Here is an 18,353-nt window from a genome sequence, read left to right on the forward strand (position 1 = left end):
TCAGCCCGAGGTGTCCAGGGAGGGGAAATCGGGCAGGTCGGGCAACGGTGCGACCGGCGCCGCTCCCCCGTCGAGGTCGTGGATGCCGGCCCGCGCCGACTGCACCACCTGTTCGCCGCGCATGCGCAGTCGGGCCACCTCGGTGAGCAGACCGGCCCGGCGGTCCTCGTCCTGGATCGTCGCGGCCCGACCGAGCACGACGACGGCGTCGCGGGACAGGGTGATGCCCGTGATGAACTGTCGCTGCACGGGGCGGCCCTCGGGCGCCACGTCGACGGCGGCGAGCTGGCCCAGCACGTTGTCGTAGGCCACGAGCCACCGCTCCAGGCCTTCGGTCACGGCGGTCGGGTCTCCATCGTTGCGCAGCGCCACCATCGCCTCGCTGACGGCGGGCGCGTCGCCACCGGACGAGCTCCAGATCCCGTCGGCGTCGAAGACCAGCGGCAGTGCCTGCTGCTCCAACTGCAGGCGCACGCCGGGACCGGACTCGGGCGCGGTCTCCCGTCCGATCAGGAAGCCGGCCACCAGCGCGAGCGCGGTGAGGACGAGGGCGCGGCCCATGCCGGCGCGCCGGGCGCGGTAGACCACGCGGCGCAGGCGCATCATGGTCGAGTCGCCGAACTCGCCGGTGTGCCCCGTCAGTCCCGGGGTCTTCTCGGGTGCGCTCATGGCTCGCTCCGACGCCGGCGGGCACGCTCGATCAGCCGTGCCGCCAGAATCGAGAACTCGTAGAACAGGATCATCGGGCCGGCCATGAGCAACAGGGTCACCGCATCGGTGGTCGGCGTGATGATGGCGGCGGCGATGACGATGAGGACCACCGCGTAGGGCCGCCACTGGCGCAACATGTGCGACTTCACGGCCCCGACCAGCGCGAGGAAGATCAGGACCAGCGGGAGTTCGAAGACGAGGCCGAACGCGACCGAGGTGGTCAGGAAGAACGACAGGTACTCGTTTGCCGACAGCAGGGTCTCGATGTCGGGACCACCGATCCCGAGCAGGATGCGCAGCCCCTGCGGGATCACGAGGTAGGCGAACCCGATGCCGAGCGCGAACATGACCTGACTGAGCACCACGAACGGCAGCGCGTACCGCCGCTCGGAGCGGGTCAGCCCGGGCGTGATGAACCGCCACAACTGGTAGAAGATCACCGGCCCGCCGACGAACAACCCGATCACCACCGCCGTCTTCATCCGAACCGAGAACGGCTCGAGCGGTCGCAGGGCAACCAGGTTGCACGACGCCTCGGGACGGATGACGGCCAGCGCCTGGCAGTAGGGCTCGGTCAACGCCTGCAGCACCCAGGGGAAGACGATGTAGCCGACGACCGTGCCGACGGCGAGAGCGAGCAACGCCCGGAAGAGCCGCGTCCGCAGTTCGGCGAGATGCTCGAACAGCGTCATCTCACCGGCGGTGTCCGCCTCGGCGATGGCGTCAGGACTCCGGGTCACGGGGCGTGGCAGGCGGGCGCTCCTCGTGGGCCCTCGACTCCTCGCGGGCCCGGGATTCGGCGTCCGCCTCGTCGGAGGCCTTGCGGAACTCCTTGATGCTCTTGCCGACCGAACCGGCGAGGTCCGGCAGCTTCTTGGCACCGAAGAGCAGCAGGACGATGAAGAGGATGACCAGGAGTTCCCAACCGCCCGGGAAGGTCATGCGATTTCCTGCCGTCGTGGATGCTGGCGGACACGTGCGCTCGCGGAAACGAGTCTAGCCGTTCGCGTCCCGACCGAGACGGGACAGGGCCTCGCCGACGCGGTCGAGCTCGGACGTCGTCAGCTCGGCATCCTGTTGCAGTTGCGCCAGCGTCGGCCCGATGCGGCGTTCGATGTCACGGATCTCACCGGCCATGCGCGCGAGGCGACGTACCAGCACCACCACGACCACCACGAGGGCGAGCAGGGTCGCGAGCAGGACGCCGACCACGACAAAGACGACGGGCGCGGGCATGGGGCCTCGACGGTGGCGGTCGCGGGTGCGCGACATGGAACGGGGCGCCCCCCTGCTGGGAGGCGCCCCGGAGTCTAGGCCGGTGCCGCGACGGGTCAGGAAGCGAGCAGCCGCTCGAACCAGTCGTCGCCGGCCAGCAGCTCGTGCAGGTCGAGCAGGTCGTCGGCGGTGAGCCGCGGCGCGTCGGCCGGCGCCTCGGGGTGGGGCGGCAGCAGCAGCTCGAGCAGCTGGTCGATGTCGCCGAACTCCTCGATCGGGACGTCGCCGTTGCTGAGCAGCTGCGCGATGCGCTCGTCGGCCGGCTTGGTGACCAGTTCGTCGCAGTCGGGGCACAGGAAGCGGTAGGTGCTGCCCTCGCCGACGAGTCCGTCGGGAGCGCGGACGATGCGCAACGTGACCTCGGGCGGCGTCAGGTCGACTTCGCCGCAACCGGGGCAGTTCGCGCGGATCCTGGTCATGTCGGGCCTCCTTCGGCGCCAGTGACCAACCTTTCGGCCGGACATGACCTCGAATTCAGGTGATCAACCCACAAATCCCCCGAAGGTGGGCGGCCTTGACTAGTCAGCGTTGATAGCGGGCGAGCGCCTCGGATGCAAGCGCGGCCACGTCGTGCCGCAGCGTCTCGGGGGCCAGCACGCGCGCCTCACCGGCCGCGGTCAGCACCACTCGGGCGAGCCAGCCGGGCGCGTCGGTGCGCAGACGCACGATGGCGCCGCCGTCCGGCAGGTCCTCGACCGAGTCGGGGGTGACGGCGTCGAGTACCCACCGTCCTGCGACCGACAGTTCGAGTTCGACCTCGAGGTCGTCGGGGCCGGGAGCATACCCGGGCGGTGGCAACTGCTCGGGAGCGGCCACCGCGCGCGGCTGATCGCTGACCTCGAGCTGCGCGACACGGTCGAGGCGGAACGTGCGCGGCGCCTCGACGTCCACGTCGTGGGCGCGCAGGTACCAGAGCCCGTCGGCGACCTGCAGCGTCCAGGGATCGACGGTGCGCCACTGAGGGAACTCGTCGGCCCGACCCTGGTAGAGCAGCCGTACGCGGCGCTCGTCGGCGATCGCGCGCCGCAGCCCGGGCACCACCGCGTGGTCGCCGGGTCGTAGCACGTCGGCGACGGTCTCGGGGATGCCGAGGGCGGCACGGACCTTGTCGACCGCGGTGCGCAGGGCCGGCAACTCGTCGCCGAGCGCCTCGGTGACCGCGTCGAGCGTGAGCACCAGTCGCAACGCCTCGCGCGCCGTCGGACGCATCGGTCGCTTCAGCTCGTCGGCCATTTGGACCACCACGCGGTCGCCGACGATGTCGACCTCGAACAGGTCGCCGCCTCCCAGGCCCGGCAGGCCACAGAAGTCGAGGTGTCCCAGGTCGCGACGGATCGTCGCCTCGCTGACCCCGAACGCGCTGGCGGTCTCCTCGATCGACGCCCCCGGACGCTCGAGCAGCCACGGCACCAACGTCAGCATCCGCGCCACATCCCCCGCCGCGCTCATGTTTCCTCCCGCCCGCCACCCCGGGCGTCTCGCTCGCTGCGCTCGCTCGTTGCCTCGCCCGACTCCTCCCGCCCGCCACCCCGGGCGTCTCGCTCGCTGCGCTCGCTCGTTGCCTCGCCCGACTCCTCCCGCCCGCCACCCCGGGCGTCTCGCTCGCTGCGCTCGGTGAGGCGTCGAAGAGCGTCGACGACCTCACCGCGCAGCTGCGCGGGTTCGAGCACCTCGACGTCGGCGCCGAGACCCAGCAGCCACGAGCGGTCGCGGACCGGATCCAGGTCCGGCAGTCGGAGCACCGGCTGGCCGGCGTGCACCCGCCCCGTGTCGACGCCGCCACGCAGCTCGACCGCCCAGCGCGCCGCGGGACGCACCGCCAGTTCCACGTCGGTGCGCTCCCCCTCGGGGCCCGACACCGCCGACGCCGGGTCGAATCCCTCCGGCACCCGGTAGCCGCCCGGTCCACCGGCTTCGCGGGCGCGGCCGACGAAACGGTCGAGCCGGAAGGCCCGGACCGCGTCGCGGTCGTGGTCGCGTCCCACGAGGTACCAGGCGCCTCGGCGCTGGACGATCGCGTAGGGGTCGACGGTCCGCTCCGCGGTGTCCCCACCGGCGGTCCGGTACGGAAAGCGCACCGGCGTGCGCGAGACCACCGCGTCGGCGACGGCGTCGACGGGGTCTGGTGCGAGGCTGACACGCGTCGTCGGCGAGGTCGCCAGCTCGGAGGGGTCGGGAGCGCGGGCGGCGAGCTTCGCCAACGCCAGGTGTGCCCCCTCGCTGCCGGTGAGCTGCACCGCCAACGACAGGGCCGCCACCTCCTCGGCGGTGAGGTCGACGTCGGCGAGCTCGTAGGTGGAGCGGTCGACGACGTAGCCGAGCTCGTCGCCGAAGGCGACCTCGCGGGTCTCGATCGGGACCCCGAGGCGCCGCAGGTCGTCCTTGTCGCGCTCGAACATCCGGCGTGACGACTCCGAATCGCCCTGGCGGTAGTACCCGGTCCGCTGCCGGATCTCGGCCAGCGTCATCGGCCGGCGGGTCTCGAGCAACGCGACGGTCAGATTCACCAGACGTTCGACCTTCGCCGTCACCTCGACCCGCCCCTCGTCGCCCCGCCGGCCACGCCGGCGCCTCGATCGGGCGGCAGGGTAGTGGCGACGGCGTGGTTCACATGGCCGCGATCAGCTTGTCGACCCGCTCGTCCTCGTAGCGGAACGGGTCCTTGCACAGCACGGTGCGCTGGGCCTGGTCGTTGAGCTTGAGGTGGACCCAGTCGACGGTGTAGTCGCGGCGCTTGGCCTTGGCGTGGGTGATGAACCGGCCGCGCAGGGCCGCACGCGTCGTCGCCGGTGGGTGGGTGATCGCATGCTCGATCTCGGCGTCGTCGAGCAGTCGCTGCGCGCGCCCCTGGCGGGCCAGCAGGTAGTAGAGCCCGCGGTCGCGGACGACGTCGTGGTAGGCGAGGTCGAGCATCTGGACCCGGGCGTGGGACAGCGGCAACTCGTGCTTGGCCCGGTAGGACTCGATCATGCGGTACTTGGCGACCCAGTCGAGCTGGCGGCCGAGCGACATCGGGTCGTCGACGAGGTGCTCGAGCACGTGTCGCCACTCGCTGACGACCCGCTTGGCCTCGTCGTCGGCGTCGTGGGACGCCTCGACGAACCGCTCCACCCGCTCGAGGTAGACCTGCTGGATCTCGAGCGCCGACATCTCACGGCCGTTGGCGAGCCGGATCCGGCGCGTGCCGGTCAGGTCGTGGCTGATCTCCCGGATGGCACGGATCGGATTGTCGAGGGTCAGATCGCGGATGACCGCCTGCTCCTCGAGCATCCGCAGCACCAGGTCGCAGGTCGCGACCTTGAGCCAGGTCGTGTACTCCGACATGTTCGAGTCGCCCACGATGACGTGGAGGCGCCGGTAGCGCTCGGCGTCCGCGTGCGGTTCGTCGCGCGTGTTGATGATGGGGCGCGATCTGGTCGTGGCCGACGACACGCCCTCCCAGATGTGTTCCGCGCGCTGCGAAAGGCTGAACACCGCACCTCGCGGCGTCTGCAGCACCTTGCCCGCGCCGGAGAACACCTGACGGGTCACCAGGAACGGGATCAGCGCCTCGGCGAGCCGCTGGAACTCGCCGACCCGGGCCACGAGGTAGTTCTCGTGGCAGCCGTAGGAGTTGCCGGCCGAGTCGGTGTTGTTCTTGAACAGCGAGATCGTTCCCGAGATGCCTTCCTCGTGCAGCCGCTGTTCGGCGGACAGCACCAGGTCCTCGACGATGCGCTCCCCCGCCTTGTCGTGCATGACGGCCTGGCGCGGGCTGTCGCACTCGGGGGTGGCGTACTCGGGGTGAGAGCCGACGTCGAGGTAGAGCCGCGCACCGTTCTCGAGGAAGACGTTCGACGAGCGCCCCCAGGAGACGACGCGACGGAACAGGTACCGGGCGACCTCGTCGGGGCTGAGGCGTCGCTGGCCCTGGAACGTGCAGGTCACCCCGTACTCGTTCTCGATCCCGAAGATCCGTCGGCGCACGCGGCCCTCATCTCACTCGCAGGAATGCCGCGATGGTGCCCGATCCGGACCGCCGGCGTGCGCAGCGGGAACCGTCATCCCTCCAGGGCGGCGCGCAATGACTCGTCGCGTAGCCGGAAGAACCGCCGGCGGGGCCGGGTGACGTCGAGTCCGGACACCTCGAGGTCCGCCGGCTCGATGGCGCGTCCCGCGGCCCCCGCGAGCGCCTGCACGCTGGTGCGCACCGCCGCGTCACGGTCCATGCCAGGTGCCCAGCGCTCCTCGAGGGCCTGCTCGATCGGCTCGGTCTCGCCACCGATGACGACGAAACGGTGTTCGTCCACGATCGAGCCGTCGTAGAGGATGTGGTAGAGCTCGAGCTCACCGCCGTCGGAGCCGTGTCCGACCTCGGCGATGAGCAGCTCGACCTCGTAGGGCTTGGCCTCGCCGCCCATGAAGATGGCGCCGAGCGCCTGCGAATACGCGTTGGCGAGCGCCTTGGCCGTGACGTCCTCCCGGGCGTACTGGTAGCCCTTGACGTCGGCGAGACGGATCCCGGCGACGCGCATGGACTCGAACTCGTTGTAGCGCCCGACGGCGGCGAAACCGATCCGGTCGTAGATCTCCGAGGTCTTGTGCAGCGAACGCGAGGCGTTCTCGCTGACGAACACCACCCCGTCGGCGTACTCCACGGCGACCAGGGCACGGCCACGGGCGATGCCCTTGCGGGCGTATTCGGCCCGGTCCTTCATGAACTGTTCGGGGGCGACGTAGTACGGACTGGCCACGGATCAGACCTTCCTGCGGTGCTCGGAGGTAGCGGGTCGGCGGATCAGCCGCGCGCTCGACGGCGCTCGACGGTCGCCTCGACGTGCGCGGCGACCTGCTCCTCGGTCAGCTCGCGGTAGCCGGCGCGGTCGATGTGGGCCACGATCGGGTAGATGCGGCGGATCAGGTCCGGTCCCCCGGTCGCACTGTCCTCCTCGGCCGCGTCGAAGAGCGCCTCGACGGCGACGGCGGCGGCCGATTCGAGGTCGCCGTCCGCATCGACGAGCCGCTTGAGGGTCGCCCTGGCCGCCAGGGAGCCGGACCCGGTCGCCGCGTGGGTGGTGGCGCGGTAGCGGCCCCCCGCGGGGTCGTACTCGAAGATGCGACCCTCGCCGGTGCGAGGGTCGACCCCCGCGAACAGCGGGACGACGACCAGGCCCTGCATCGCCAGCGGCAGGTTGGCGCGCACCAGGCCGGCGAGCTTGTTGGACTTGCCCTCGAGGGAGAGCGGCTCGCCCTCGACCTTCTCGTAGTGCTCGAGCTCGGTCGCGAAGATGCGGGCCAGCTCCATCGCCGGGCCGGCCGTGCCGCTGATCCCGACCGCCGACCAGTCGTCCGCGGGGAAGATCTTGCGCATGTCGGTGCGCGAGATCAGGTTGCCGGCGGTCGCCCGACGGTCACCCGCGATCACCACGCCCTGCGCCGAGCGCACCGCGAGCACCGTCGTACCGTCCACGAGCCGCTCCCGCAGGTGCTCGTGCATCGTCCCGTTGAGGGCCGGTGGCACGGCGTCGGGTGCCTGGCGACGCAACGCCTCGAAGAAGGAGCTGCCGCGGGCGTCGAACGGTGATGGCAGGCCGGCAAGCAACTCGTCGGCTCGGAACGTCAACGCGCACTCCTCCATACCGGGGACCCGGCAGCGTAGGCCCGGGCGGCTGGCGGCGTGCGGATCCTGCGTCGGGACGTCGGCGAGGGGCGGCCCACACCGGCGAGTGCGCTTTGCGCAGCGGGCACGGCCGATGCGAGGAGCGCACATAGGCTGCAGCGCCCTCCGCCGTCGGTCGTTGGTTTCGAACGGCTGCGGGGAGGCATGCCGAGTCCGGAGCAGTGCGTGAACGATCATCCCGAGCCCGCGGAGGATCGCCTCGACGTCCTGGGGCTGACACGTCCCACCTCGACGTTGCGTCGCGGGATGCTCTTCGCCACGGCCGCTGCCGCCGCACTCGCGTTCATGGTCTTCCTGGCCGTCGGACCGGCACTGCCGAGCATCGTCACCGCCGTCCCGGCCGTGGTCACCTTCGCGATCGTCGCCGGGATCGCCTCGGCGTGGTTGCTGCAGGTCTACGACGAGATCGACCACGACCCGGCCCTGTGCTGGATGGTGGCGGGCATCCTCGTCGCGGCGGTGGGGCTCGGGCTGGTCGTGCTGGGGTTCCCGACCCTGCTCCCCGACGGTGGGCCGCTGGGTACCGGTCCGTCCGAGGTGGCAGCGCTGTACCTGACCTGGAAGACGGTGCTGGCGACGATGGCGATCCTCGCGCTCTCGCCGGTCGCCGCGGACCAGCGCTGGCGCCGGGGTGTGATCGCGGTCGCGCTCACGGTCACCTTCGTGGCGGCCTGGGGTGATGCCGGACCCGGCGTCCTGGTCGAGCCCGACGGCCAGTACTCGCTGCGCTTCCGCGGCCTGCTCACCGTGGTCACCGTGCTCACCGCCATCGCGACCTGGCGCTGGGTCGCCGCCGCCGGCCGCCACCCGTCGTGGCCGCGAGCGTGGGTCACGGTCAGCCTCGGCCTGCAGACCTGGGACCTCGTGCTGTACAGCTTCGCCGAGCGGCGCTTCTCGATCGCATGGTGGGCGAGCCTCGGTATCCGGCTGGCCGCCTTCGCGACCCTGGCGCTGGGACTGCTCGCCGGCCTCCGCCGCGTCTTCCGCACCCTCGACCACTTCGCGGACGAGATCGCCGACGTCGCGCAGGAGCGGGCGCGAGCCGCGGACCATCTCGCCGCAGCGAACGACGAACTGCAGGCGTTCGCCCACGTCGTCGCCCACGACCTGCGCTCGCCGCTGACCAGCGCGTCGGGCTTCGTCGACCTCGCCCGCTCCCTTCCCGACGACCTGCCACCCGACGTCGCGGACTTCCTCGACCGCGCGAGCATCCAGCACCGCAGGATGGCGAGCCTGATCACCGACCTGCTCGAGTACGCCGAGGTCGCCAACGCCGACCTGCAGCGCGAGTGGGTCGACCTCACCGAACTCGGCCGCGAGGTCGTCCGCGAGCGGGGGGCGGAGGAGGTGGCCACCATCGAACCGTTGCCGGCCATCCTCGGCGACCGGATCCGGCTCCGTCAGCTGCTGGACAACCTCGTCGGCAACGCGATCAAGTACGTCCCGCCCGGGGTGGAACCGCACCTGCGCTTGTGGTCCGAAGAGCTCGGGTCGGGCACCTACGCCGTCCACGTCGACGACAACGGCATCGGGATCGATCCCGAGCGGGCGGAGGAGATCTTCCGACCGTTCGTGCGCACCAGTGACGCCCGCGCCGGCTACCCCGGCACCGGCATCGGGTTGGCCATCTGCCAGCGCGTCGTCGAACAGCACGCCGGCGAGATCTCCGCCGCGCCACGTCCGGGTGGCGGAACCCGTTTCACGTTCACGCTGCCGCGCACCGCACCACCGGCCCCGCCCGTGGTCGACGGGCCCTCGACCGCCGCCGTCAAGCAGGCTGACGTCCAGCCGGGATGAGGCCGCCTGCCGCACGGGCGCGTGTCCCGCCCGAGGGGCGCGGAGCTACTGGCCACCCTTCTGACGGTACGGCGGCGGGGACACCCCCCGATGTGATCGCGTTGGGAAGAAGTCGCGTTGCGGCATCCGCAGCAACACGGCCGTTCCGCGCATGTCGGTCACACGACCAGACGCCAGATCGAGGACGTGATGCCAGATCGGGGCCAACCTCGGTCTGGCGTCGCAGCCGCGTCCTCACGTCACATCGCCGGCTCGACGGCCGAGACCATGCCGGTCACCTGCTCTGGCGGTAGTCCTGCGCGGATGCCTTCCGGTGCGCCACCGGCGTTCCAATGAGCTCCGATGAGGACGGAGCGTCACCGGAGCCCCACGAACGACCGCGCAGCGTGACTGAATCGGGTGCCAGCTACTGGCCGCCCTTCTGGACGTAGCCGCGGACGAATTCTTCGGCGTTCTCCTCGAGGACGTCGTCGATCTCGTCGAGCAGTTCGTCGACGTCGTCGAGGAGGTCCTTGGCGGTCTCGTCGGTCTCGGTCGTGGTCTGCTCGACCTCGTCGACCTCGTCCTGAGAGCTGCCGCCCTTGCGGACCTGGCCACCCTCGCTCATGCGGTACCTCCCCGGGAGCGCGAAGCCGCAGCGTACCCCCCGGGTGCCCGCCGACATCTCAGCCCTTGAGCGCCTGCAGCAACTCGGCGGCGTCGTCGACGCGGTCCAGCAACTCGCCGACGTGCTCGCGCGTCCCGCGGCCGGGTTCCATCATCGGCACCCGCTGCAGGGCGTCCTTGCCGGTGTCGAAGATCAACGAGTCCCAGCCCGCGGCCACCACCTCGGACGGGAACCGGCGCAGGCACTCGCCCCGGAACCAGGCCCGAGTGTCGGCCGGTGGGGTCGTCATCGCCGCGCGCACCTCGGCCTCGGACACGAGGCGCTCGACCCGTCCCCGTGCGGCGAGGCGTTGGTACAGCCCCTTGTCCTGGCGCACGTCGTGGTACTGCAGGTCGACCATCTTCAGCCGGTCGTGGTCGAAGCCGAGCCCGTGGCGGGCCGCGTACTGCTCCAGCAACTGCAGCTTGGTTGCCCAGTCGACCTGGCCCGCCAGCCGACGGGGGTCGTGCTCGGCGGTGGTGAGCAGCGCCTCCCAGCGGTCGAGCACGTCCTGCGCGGACGGGTCGGCGCGACCCTGTTCCTTGACGTAGCGGGCGGCCGCCTCGAAGTAGTGCCACTGCAGCTCGAGCGGCGTGACCCGCCGGCCGTCGTCGGTCGGCAGGGGCACGCGCCCGGTCAGATCGTGGCTGACGGCGTGGAAGGCCTGCACCGGCCGGTGGATCGCCGGCGGCTCCGGCAGCGCACCGTCCTCGATGAGGTCGAGCACGAGCAGCATCGTGCCGACCTTGAGGAACGTCGCCACCTCGCACAGGTTCGCGTCGCCGTTGATGACGTGCAGCCGCCGGTAGCGCTCGGGGTCGGCATGGGGTTCGTCGCGGGTGTTCATGAGCGGCCGCTTGAGGGTGGTCTCGAGACCGACCTCGACCTCGAAGAAGTCGGCGCGCTGCGACAGCTGGAACGGCACGTCCTCGCCCCGGAACTCGGTGCCGAGACGGCCGGCGCCCACATAGAGCAGGCGACTGAGGAAGAACGGCTGCAACTGGCGCGTAAGGCGCCCGAACGGCACCTCGCGTGGCACGAGATAGTTCTCGTGGGTGCCGTAGGCGGCCCCCTTGCCGTCGGTGTTGTTCTTGTGGACCAGGACCCGATGACCGTCGGGCAGGGTGAGGGCGGCGCGACGGGCGGCGTCCTCGAGGATCCGCTCCCCCGCCTTGTCCCACACCACCAGGTCGCGCGCGTTCGAGCACTCCGGCGAGGCGTATTCGGGATGGGCGTGGTCGACGTAGAACCGCGCGCCGTTGGTCAGCACCGTGTTGGCGAGCCCGAGTTCGTCGTCCGTGACCGGCTCGTGCGGGTCCGGGGTGTCGTAGCCACGCGCGTCACGCATCGGGTGTTCGTCGGTGTGGTCCCAGCGGACGTCGCGGTCACCGGCGCCGCGGTAGGCGCCGACGACCAGCGAGGACGCCAACACGGGGTTGACCTCGCGCGGACCGTCGACGGTGATCCCGTACTCGGTCTCGACGCCGACGAACTTCTTCGATGCCACCCAGCAGCCCCTTTCGGATTTCCTCGCTCCCCGCCCGACGCGGCGCCGTGGAGCGGGCCTACAGGTACTGGCCCGGGTTGAGGTTCTCGATCGCCCGGCCCGGTGTGGCGCTGTCGCCGCTGATGAGGGTGCGCACGTAGACGATCCGCTCGCCCTTCTTGCCCGAGATACGGGCCCAGTCGTCGGGGTTGGTCGTGTTCGGCAGGTCCTCGTTCTCGCGGAACTCGTCGCGGATCGCCCGCAGGAGGTCGTCGGTGGACAACCCCTTCGGACCGTCGGCGAGCACCCGCTTGATGGCGTACTTCTTGGCGCGCGCCACGACGTTCTCGATCATGGCGCCGGAGTTGAAGTCCTTGAAGTACAGGACCTCCTTCTCGCCGTTGGCGTAGGTCACCTCGAGGAACTCGTTGTCGCGGTCGGCCGCATACATCTTGTCGACGGTGCGGTCGATCATGGCCCGCACGGCCGTCGCCGCGTCCCCGTGGGTCGAGATCTCGTCCGGGTGCAGCGGCAGACGCTCGTGCAGGTAGATCCCGAAGATCTCGCGGGCGGCCTCGGTGCCGGGCCGGTCGACCTTGATCTTCACGTCGAGCCGGCCGGGCCGCAGAATCGCGGGGTCGATCATGTCCTCGCGGTTGGAGGCGCCGATGACCACCACGTCCTTGAGGCTCTCGACTCCGTCGATCTCGGCGAGCAGCTGCGGCACGATGGTGGTCTCGACGTCGGAGGAGACGCCGGAGCCGCGGGTACGGAACAGCGACTCCATCTCGTCGAAGAAGACGATCACGGGGAAGCCCTCGGCCGACTTCTCGCGCGCCCGCTGGAAGATCAGGCGGATCTGGCGTTCGGTCTCGCCCACGTACTTGTTGAGCAGCTCGGGTCCCTTGACGTTGAGGAAGTAGCTGCGCACGTCCTGGCGTCCGGTCTTGTCGCGCACGCGTTGCGCCAGGGAATTGGCCACGGCCTTGGCGATCATGGTCTTGCCGCACCCGGGCGGGCCGTAGAGCAGGATCCCCTTCGGTGCCCGCAGTTCGTGCTCGACGAACAGATCGGCATGGAGGTACGGCAGCTCGACCGCGTCGCGGATGGCCTCGACCTGTTCCTTCAGGCCGCCGATCTGCTCGTAGGAGATGTCGGGGACCTGCTCGAGGACGAGCTGTTCGACCTCGGCCTTCGGGATGCGCTCGACGGCGGTGTTGGAGCGCGTGTCGACCAGCAGGGAGTCCCCCGCCTTCAACGGCAGGTCGCGCAACGGGTCGGCGAGGTGGATGACGCGTTCGTCATCGGTGTGCCCGAGCACGACCGCGCGGCCGTCGCCGAGGAGTTCGGCGATGACCATCAGCTCACCGCGGCTCTCGAACGCGCCTGCGGCGACCACGTTCATGGACTCGTTGAGCAGTACCTCCTGGCCGGTGCGCAGCGCGTCCAGGTCGATCTCGGGGCTGATGCCCACCTCGAGCTTGCGGCCCGACACCATCACCGTCACGGTGTCGGCCTCGTCGGCCTTGCCGAGATAGGTCGCGTAGGACTGCGGGGGCGCGGCGAGCCGCTCGACCTCCTCGCGCATCTGCGCGAGCTGGTCGCGGGCGGCGCGCAGGGTCTCGCTGAGCTTGTCGTTCTGCGCCAACGCGCCCTGCAGCTTGCCCTTGGTCTCGAGCAGCCGTTCCTCGAGCAGGCGGATGCGGGTCGGCGCGGATTCGAGCCGGCGCCGCAGCAGGTCGACCTCCTCGCGCAGGAACTTCAGCTCCGCGGCGAGCTCGTCGGGATCCTGGTCACCGCCCGCCTGCCGCCCGAGCGCATGCGGGTCGCTCGCCGGGCGCGGATCGTGCGAGGGGCGGTCCGGACGCTGGTTCACGGGGCCTCCTACCGCAGGGTGACGAACCCTCTCGTCGAGGCCTCCGGGCGGGCGAACCGAGGCGCGTCCGTCCAGGTGCCTCATGACGGGCGAGTGTATGGCACACCCCCGCCGCGGCTGGCGGACCCCGCGTCCACGCCGGGCAAAGCGTGCGAGCAACGAGCGCAGCCGGGGCGCGGACGGGTCAGGAGCGGCCGTCGACGTGGTCGGACTCCACCGCGGGGGCCTCGCTCCAGACCACGCCCGGGCCGAGGTCGGCCTTGCGCCGCGGGGGCGGCGGACCGCCCTCGTCGCGCGACGGCACCCGGCGTGCGGTCGTCAGGAACGCCGTGTGCGCCACCATGCGGTGGGCGGGCCGCACCGCCAGCCCGTCCACGTCCCAGGGGCGCACCAGCGTCTCGGTGGTGCGGACGTCGGTGAAGCGACCGTCCGCCCACAGCGACTCGCTGAACCGCATGACCTGCGGAACGCTTGGCATGTAGGCCAGCACGATGGCGCCGGGCGGCAGCGCCTGCGCGGCACCGGGGACGAGCAGCCACGGTTCGAGCAGGTCGAGCACGAGGCGGTGGGGCCGCACCCCGAGCTCGGTCAGGCCCTCCTGGAGGTCGCCGTCGACGAGGTCCCAGTTGTCGGGCATCCCGCCGAGGAAGCGGCTGACGTTGCGTCGGGCATGGGCGGCGTGGTCCTCGCGTCGCTCGAACGAGACCACGCGGCCGCTCGGACCAACGGCCGCCAACAACGCCAGGGTCAGCGCGCCGGACCCGGCGCCGGCCTCGACGACCGTGCAACCGGGACGGATGTCGGCGGCGGCGACGATCGCCGCCTGGTCCTTGGGGTAGACCACCTGCGCACCGCGTTTCATCTTCAGCACGTAGTCCTCACGCGTCGGGCGCAGCACCACGATCTCCATGTTGCGGTTGGTGCGCACGGCCGTTCCCTCGGCGACCCCGATCAGGTCGTCGTGCGGCACCAGGCCGGCGTGGCTGTGCCACTCCGACCCAGGTACCAGCTCGAGCAGGTAGCGGCGACGGCGTCGGTCGATGAGGACCACCAGTTCGCCGGCAGCGATCGGCGCGTCCGTTCCGGGCAGGAGCGGGGCGATCGTCTGCGGTTCGGCGTCGGTCATACGTCAGGATCCAGTGGTCGGGTGGGTCGGGGCGGCGGTGGCGCCGCTCAGAACGGGCAGGGCGGCGAGGATGCGCTCGCGCTGGCGGCAGAACGCGCAGACCTCGCCGACCGTTGGCATGGCGCAGCGGGTGCAGGCCCCCACGACGGGGGCGTCCCCGTCGCGGTCGGCCTCGCCGAAGCGGTCGTGGCGGTCGAGGAACCCGAACAGGAACTGCGCCTTGGCGCCCGGCGCCGCCCGCTCGAGCGCGTTGAGGATGTTCTTGTGCTCGTGGCCGGTGTTGCCGTCGACCAGCGGACACTCCTCGACCACGTAGTCGATGCCCCGGATGACGCAGTAGGCGGCCATCTCACGTTCGGAGAGCCGGTACAGCGGCTTGCACTTGCGAACCTGGTTGGTGCCCATGGCGGGCAGCACCGGACGCTGACGGGCCAGGAAGTCGTCGTGCCAGCGCAACACGTTGCCCAGCAGGGTCGCCGCCTCGTCGTCGAGGTTGTGCCCGGTCGCGACCGCGTCGTAGCCGTGCTCGACCGCGACCCGGTTGAACACGTACCGCTTGCTCAGACCGCACACCCCGCACGTGGAGCGGGTCGTGGCCTGCGAGCCGGTGACGGTGGAGTAGCCATAGGTCTCGGCGAGGTCGACGACGTGCAGTCGGGCGCCGCGTGCGGCGGCGAAGTCCTCGCAGATCTGCTGGCTGCGGCGCGAGTACCCCCCGATGCCCAGACCGATGTAGAGCCCGTCGGCCCGGTAACCGAGGTCGAGCAGGACGTCCCACAGGGCCAGGGAGTCCTTGCCGCCGGAAACGGCCACGAGGATGCGGTCGGCGTAGGAGAACATCCGCTCGCGCGACGGCGAGGCCTGCGGATGGTCGATCGCCTTCCGGATCTGGTTGTGCACGTGGTCGACGAAGTGCGTCGGACACCACGCCGCGCGATGGCGGGGCTCTTCGATGACCGCCGCGCGCCGGCAGACGACGCACGTCGGTCCGCCCGCGCCACCGGAGATGACCGGGCGGATCTCGACCTCGTCGGCGTCGCCGAGCTGGTGGTCGGCGGTGACCAGCGAGCCGGCACAGATGACCAGCACCGTGGCCGGGTTGATGTCGAGCCGATCGAGCAGCTCTCCGACGGTGAGCGCCCCTTCGAGCTGCTCGACGCGGTCGGGATTGCGCAGGCGTACGCGCACCACGGGACGCGACCTCCTGGGTGGGTTGGGCGATGCCGGAGAGCTCGGCTCGGGCACCTGGTGCCGACGCGGTCGGCGGCCCGACAGCCTAGCGAGCGGGCGCCCGGGCCCGTCAGGCCTCGTCGCGGACGGGCCGGTCGGTGATCTCGTCGGGCAGTGGGGATCCGCGGCGCCCGCTCCTGAGATCGCCCTCCCTGGCCTCGGTGACCTTGACGACCGGGCCGTCGGGCTCCTGGCCCAGGCCCGGCGCGTCGGCGTCGTCGGCCTCGGCGTCGCCGGGCGAGTCGAGCGTCAGGGTCTCTCCCGGCTGCAGTTCGTGGTCGACGCCGCGCACCTCGATGGTCAGCGACTCGCCCTCGGTGATGGTGAAGCACATCGCCTCGTGGGTGAGCTCGACCTCGATGCGCCGGTCGTGGAACCGCAGCGGGAACGCGAGCCGTTGCCACGGCAGTGGCAGTCGCGGGTCGAACCGCAACCGGCCGTCGTGGTCGCGCAGACCGCCGAAGCCGTACACCAACGCCATCCACACGCCACCGGTCGAGGCGATGTGGACCCCGTCGACGACGTTGCCGGCGATGTCGGCGAGGTCCATCAACAGCGCGTACTGGAAGTACTCGAGCGCCTTCTCCTCGTAGCCGATCTCGGCCGCGAGGATCGACTGCACGCACGCCGACAGCGACGAGTCGCCGGTCGTGAGCGGATCGTAGTAGTCGAAGTTGCGCCGCTTCTGCTCCTGCGAGAACTGGTCGCCCAGCAGCACCATGGCCAGCACGACGTCCGCCTGCTTGATCACCTGGTGGCGGTAGATCACCAGCGGGTGGTAGTGCAGCAGCAGGGGGTAGCGGTCGATCGGGGTGCCCGCGAAGTCCCACCGTTCCTTCTCGAGGAAGTTCGCGTCCTGCGGGTGGATGCCCCGCTCCTCGTCGTACGGGACGAACATGGCGTCGGCGGCCCGCTGCCATGCGGCCACCTCGGACTCCCGCAGGTCGGTCTCGTGCACGAGGTGGCGATAGGCCGCCGGCTGCTCGTCGCGCATCCACTGCGCCACCTCGGCCGCGTACCGCAGGTTCTGCCGCGCCATCAGGTTGGTGAAGGCGTTGTCGTTGACGACCGTGGTGTACTCGTCGGGCCCGGTCACCCCGTGCAGGTGGAAGGCTTCGTCGTCGGGGCTGTAGAAGCCCAGGCCGATCCAGAGCCTGGCCGTCTCGACCAGGATCTCCGCGCCGACCTCGGCGAGCAGTTCGTCGTCGCCGCGCACGTCCACGTAGCGCTTGATCGCGTACGCGATGTCGGCGTCGATGTGGTACTGCGCCGTGCCCGCCTGGTAGTAGGCCGAGGCCTCCTCGCCGTTGATGGTCCGCCACGGAAACAGTGCGCCCGGCTCGGACAGCTCCCGGGCGCGCTCGCGCGCCAGTGGCAGCATCGTGTGCCGGAACCGCAGCAGGTTGCGGGTGATCCGCGGCTGGGTGTAGGTCAGGAACGGCGCCACGTAGATCTCGGTGTCCCAGAAGTAGTGGCCTTCGTAGGCCTGTCCGGTCAGGCCCTTCGCGGGGATGCCGGCCGTCTCGGCCCGTGCCGAGGCCTGTCCCAGCTGGAAGATGTTCCACCGGATGGCCTGCTGGACGCGACGGGGGCCCTCGACCTGCACGTCGGCGCGGTGCCAGAAGTCGTCGAGATAGCGGCGCTGTGCCTCCAAGAGCGAGGCGTAGCCGTCGCGGACGGCACGGTCCAGCGTCCGGCGCGAGCGGTCGACCAGTTCGCGGGGCGGCACCGAACGCGACATGTGGTAGGTGAAGTACTTCACGATCCGGAAGGGCACACCGGCCTTTGCCTCGATCGTGAAGACGATCTTGGCCAGGTCCTCGGACCAGGTCGCCGAGGACTTCCAGCTGTTGTCCGTCTCGACGACGTGGTCGACCCCGACGCCCAGCGTCATGCGCGAGTTGGTGGTGCGGTAGCCCGTGACGAGCCGCAGGTTCTCGGTGTGATGGTCCTCGGCGTTGAGCACCCGGCTACGGAACGCCTTCGCCCGACGCGGATCGTTGCCGTTGCCGCGCGGCTCGTCGACCGCCTGCGCGTCCTGGCGGTTGAGCAACTGCGAGGAGATGACCACCGGCGCGTCGGTGTCGAGGGTCACCTCGTAGCTGATCGCCCCGAGATGCCGTTGCTCGAGCGAGACCAACCGCGTGGACGAGATCTGCACCTGCTTGCCCGCCGGCGTCGACCAGTGCAGGTCGCGGCGCAGGACGCCGTCGCGGAAGTCCAGCTCGCGCTTGTAGCCCGGCAGCCGTGCGGTCGGCAGGAACAGCGGCTCGTCGTCGACGTAGAGCTTGAGCAGCGACGCATCGGGTGCGTTGATGATGGTCTGCCCGGTCCGCGCGAAGCCGTAGGCCTCCTCGGCGTGCTCGATGTTCCAGGTCTCGTGGAAGCCGTTGAGGAAGGTGCCGGTCTCGATCCCGGGCCGACCTTCCTCGAACGTTCCGCGCATGCCGATGAACCCGTTGGAGAGCGCGAAGACGGTCTCGGCGTTGCCCATCCAGCGCTTCGAGAATCCGATCTCGGACAAGCGCCATTCGTCGGCCGGGAACA

General features: G+C 70.7%; 17 protein-coding genes. 1 reads left to right on the forward strand and 16 read right to left on the reverse strand.

The window, feature by feature from the left end; all coding sequences use genetic code 11:
* From ACERMF_RS07855 to prcB, 10 genes are all read right to left on the reverse strand, one after another.
* Positions 1–669, reverse strand: coding sequence for a hypothetical protein (locus tag ACERMF_RS07855; RefSeq protein WP_373668501.1), 669 nt, complete (start codon positions 667–669; stop codon positions 1–3).
* Positions 666–1,451 (reverse strand): twin-arginine translocase subunit TatC, encoded by a 786-nt coding sequence (gene tatC, locus ACERMF_RS07860; RefSeq protein WP_373668502.1) that lies wholly within the window; start codon positions 1,449–1,451, stop codon positions 666–668. The genes ACERMF_RS07855 and tatC overlap by 4 nt, the downstream gene beginning before the upstream one ends.
* A complete protein-coding gene (locus ACERMF_RS07865) occupies positions 1,435–1,653 on the reverse strand; it encodes a twin-arginine translocase TatA/TatE family subunit (protein ID WP_373668503.1) in 219 nt (72 codons plus the stop codon). The genes tatC and ACERMF_RS07865 overlap by 17 nt, the downstream gene beginning before the upstream one ends.
* A gap of 54 nt (positions 1,654–1,707) precedes the next feature.
* Positions 1,708–1,947 (reverse strand): hypothetical protein, encoded by a 240-nt coding sequence (locus tag ACERMF_RS07870; RefSeq protein WP_373668504.1) that lies wholly within the window; start codon positions 1,945–1,947, stop codon positions 1,708–1,710.
* 95 nt (positions 1,948–2,042) lie between these two features.
* Entirely contained in the window at positions 2,043–2,405 is a 363-nt protein-coding gene (locus ACERMF_RS07875) for a hypothetical protein (protein WP_373668505.1), read from the reverse strand.
* 103 nt (positions 2,406–2,508) lie between these two features.
* The gene (locus ACERMF_RS07880; RefSeq protein ID WP_373668506.1) at positions 2,509–3,435 is read right to left on the reverse strand and encodes a helix-turn-helix transcriptional regulator; all 927 of its coding nucleotides are present in this window, start codon (positions 3,433–3,435) and stop codon (positions 2,509–2,511) included.
* Entirely contained in the window at positions 3,432–4,493 is a 1,062-nt protein-coding gene (locus tag ACERMF_RS07885) for a helix-turn-helix transcriptional regulator (RefSeq protein WP_373668507.1), read from the reverse strand. The genes ACERMF_RS07880 and ACERMF_RS07885 overlap by 4 nt, the downstream gene beginning before the upstream one ends.
* Before the next feature lie 100 nt (positions 4,494–4,593).
* Positions 4,594–5,952 (reverse strand): Pup--protein ligase, encoded by a 1,359-nt coding sequence (gene pafA / locus ACERMF_RS07890; RefSeq protein ID WP_373668508.1) that lies wholly within the window; start codon positions 5,950–5,952, stop codon positions 4,594–4,596.
* A 74-nt stretch (positions 5,953–6,026) separates the two neighbouring features.
* A complete protein-coding gene (prcA, locus tag ACERMF_RS07895; RefSeq protein ID WP_373668509.1) occupies positions 6,027–6,719 on the reverse strand; it encodes a proteasome subunit alpha in 693 nt (230 codons plus the stop codon).
* A 44-nt stretch (positions 6,720–6,763) separates the two neighbouring features.
* Positions 6,764–7,603, reverse strand: a complete 840-nt coding sequence (gene prcB / locus ACERMF_RS07900; RefSeq protein ID WP_373668510.1) for a proteasome subunit beta — start codon at positions 7,601–7,603, stop codon at positions 6,764–6,766.
* Positions 7,604–7,810: 207 nt separating this feature from the next.
* On the opposite strand from prcB, the gene ACERMF_RS07905 reads away from it, so the two are divergent.
* Complete coding sequence (locus ACERMF_RS07905; protein WP_373668511.1) at positions 7,811–9,442, forward strand: ATP-binding protein; 1,632 nt, start codon at positions 7,811–7,813, stop codon at positions 9,440–9,442.
* 406 nt (positions 9,443–9,848) lie between these two features.
* Here ACERMF_RS07905 and ACERMF_RS07910 read toward each other — a convergent pair whose 3' ends face one another.
* From ACERMF_RS07910 to ACERMF_RS07935, 6 genes are all read right to left on the reverse strand, one after another.
* Positions 9,849–10,049, reverse strand: coding sequence for a ubiquitin-like protein Pup (locus tag ACERMF_RS07910; protein WP_373668512.1), 201 nt, complete (start codon positions 10,047–10,049; stop codon positions 9,849–9,851).
* Between the two features lie 58 nt (positions 10,050–10,107).
* Positions 10,108–11,595, reverse strand: a complete 1,488-nt coding sequence (gene dop, locus ACERMF_RS07915) for a depupylase/deamidase Dop (protein ID WP_373668513.1) — start codon at positions 11,593–11,595, stop codon at positions 10,108–10,110.
* Between the two features lie 58 nt (positions 11,596–11,653).
* Positions 11,654–13,450, reverse strand: coding sequence for a proteasome ATPase (gene arc / locus ACERMF_RS07920; protein WP_373668514.1), 1,797 nt, complete (start codon positions 13,448–13,450; stop codon positions 11,654–11,656).
* Between the two features lie 184 nt (positions 13,451–13,634).
* Positions 13,635–14,576, reverse strand: a complete 942-nt coding sequence (locus ACERMF_RS07925; RefSeq protein WP_373668515.1) for a tRNA (adenine-N1)-methyltransferase — start codon at positions 14,574–14,576, stop codon at positions 13,635–13,637.
* Between the two features lie 3 nt (positions 14,577–14,579).
* Positions 14,580–15,767, reverse strand: coding sequence for an ATP-binding protein (locus ACERMF_RS07930; RefSeq protein WP_373668516.1), 1,188 nt, complete (start codon positions 15,765–15,767; stop codon positions 14,580–14,582).
* A gap of 109 nt (positions 15,768–15,876) precedes the next feature.
* Entirely contained in the window at positions 15,877–18,330 is a 2,454-nt protein-coding gene (locus tag ACERMF_RS07935; RefSeq protein WP_373668517.1) for a glycoside hydrolase family 65 protein, read from the reverse strand.
* Positions 18,331–18,353 lie beyond the last annotated feature (23 nt).

It is taken from the genome of Egicoccus sp. AB-alg6-2, assembly GCF_041821025.1.
Lineage (GTDB): Bacteria > Actinomycetota > Nitriliruptoria > Nitriliruptorales > Nitriliruptoraceae > Egicoccus.

Coding starts and splice junctions, on each gene's coding strand:
- ACERMF_RS07855 (WP_373668501.1), bottom strand. CDS start 669: ATGAGCGCACCCGAGAAGACCCCGGGACTGACGGGGCACACCGGCGAG.
- ACERMF_RS07880 (WP_373668506.1), bottom strand. CDS start 3,435: ATGAGCGCGGCGGGGGATGTGGCGCGGATGCTGACGTTGGTGCCGTGG.
- ACERMF_RS07910 (WP_373668512.1), bottom strand. CDS start 10,049: ATGAGCGAGGGTGGCCAGGTCCGCAAGGGCGGCAGCTCTCAGGACGAG.
- ACERMF_RS07870 (WP_373668504.1), bottom strand. CDS start 1,947: ATGCCCGCGCCCGTCGTCTTTGTCGTGGTCGGCGTCCTGCTCGCGACC.
- ACERMF_RS07865 (WP_373668503.1), bottom strand. CDS start 1,653: ATGACCTTCCCGGGCGGTTGGGAACTCCTGGTCATCCTCTTCATCGTC.
- prcB (WP_373668510.1), bottom strand. CDS start 7,603: ATGGAGGAGTGCGCGTTGACGTTCCGAGCCGACGAGTTGCTTGCCGGC.
- ACERMF_RS07925 (WP_373668515.1), bottom strand. CDS start 14,576: ATGACCGACGCCGAACCGCAGACGATCGCCCCGCTCCTGCCCGGAACG.
- ACERMF_RS07875 (WP_373668505.1), bottom strand. CDS start 2,405: ATGACCAGGATCCGCGCGAACTGCCCCGGTTGCGGCGAAGTCGACCTG.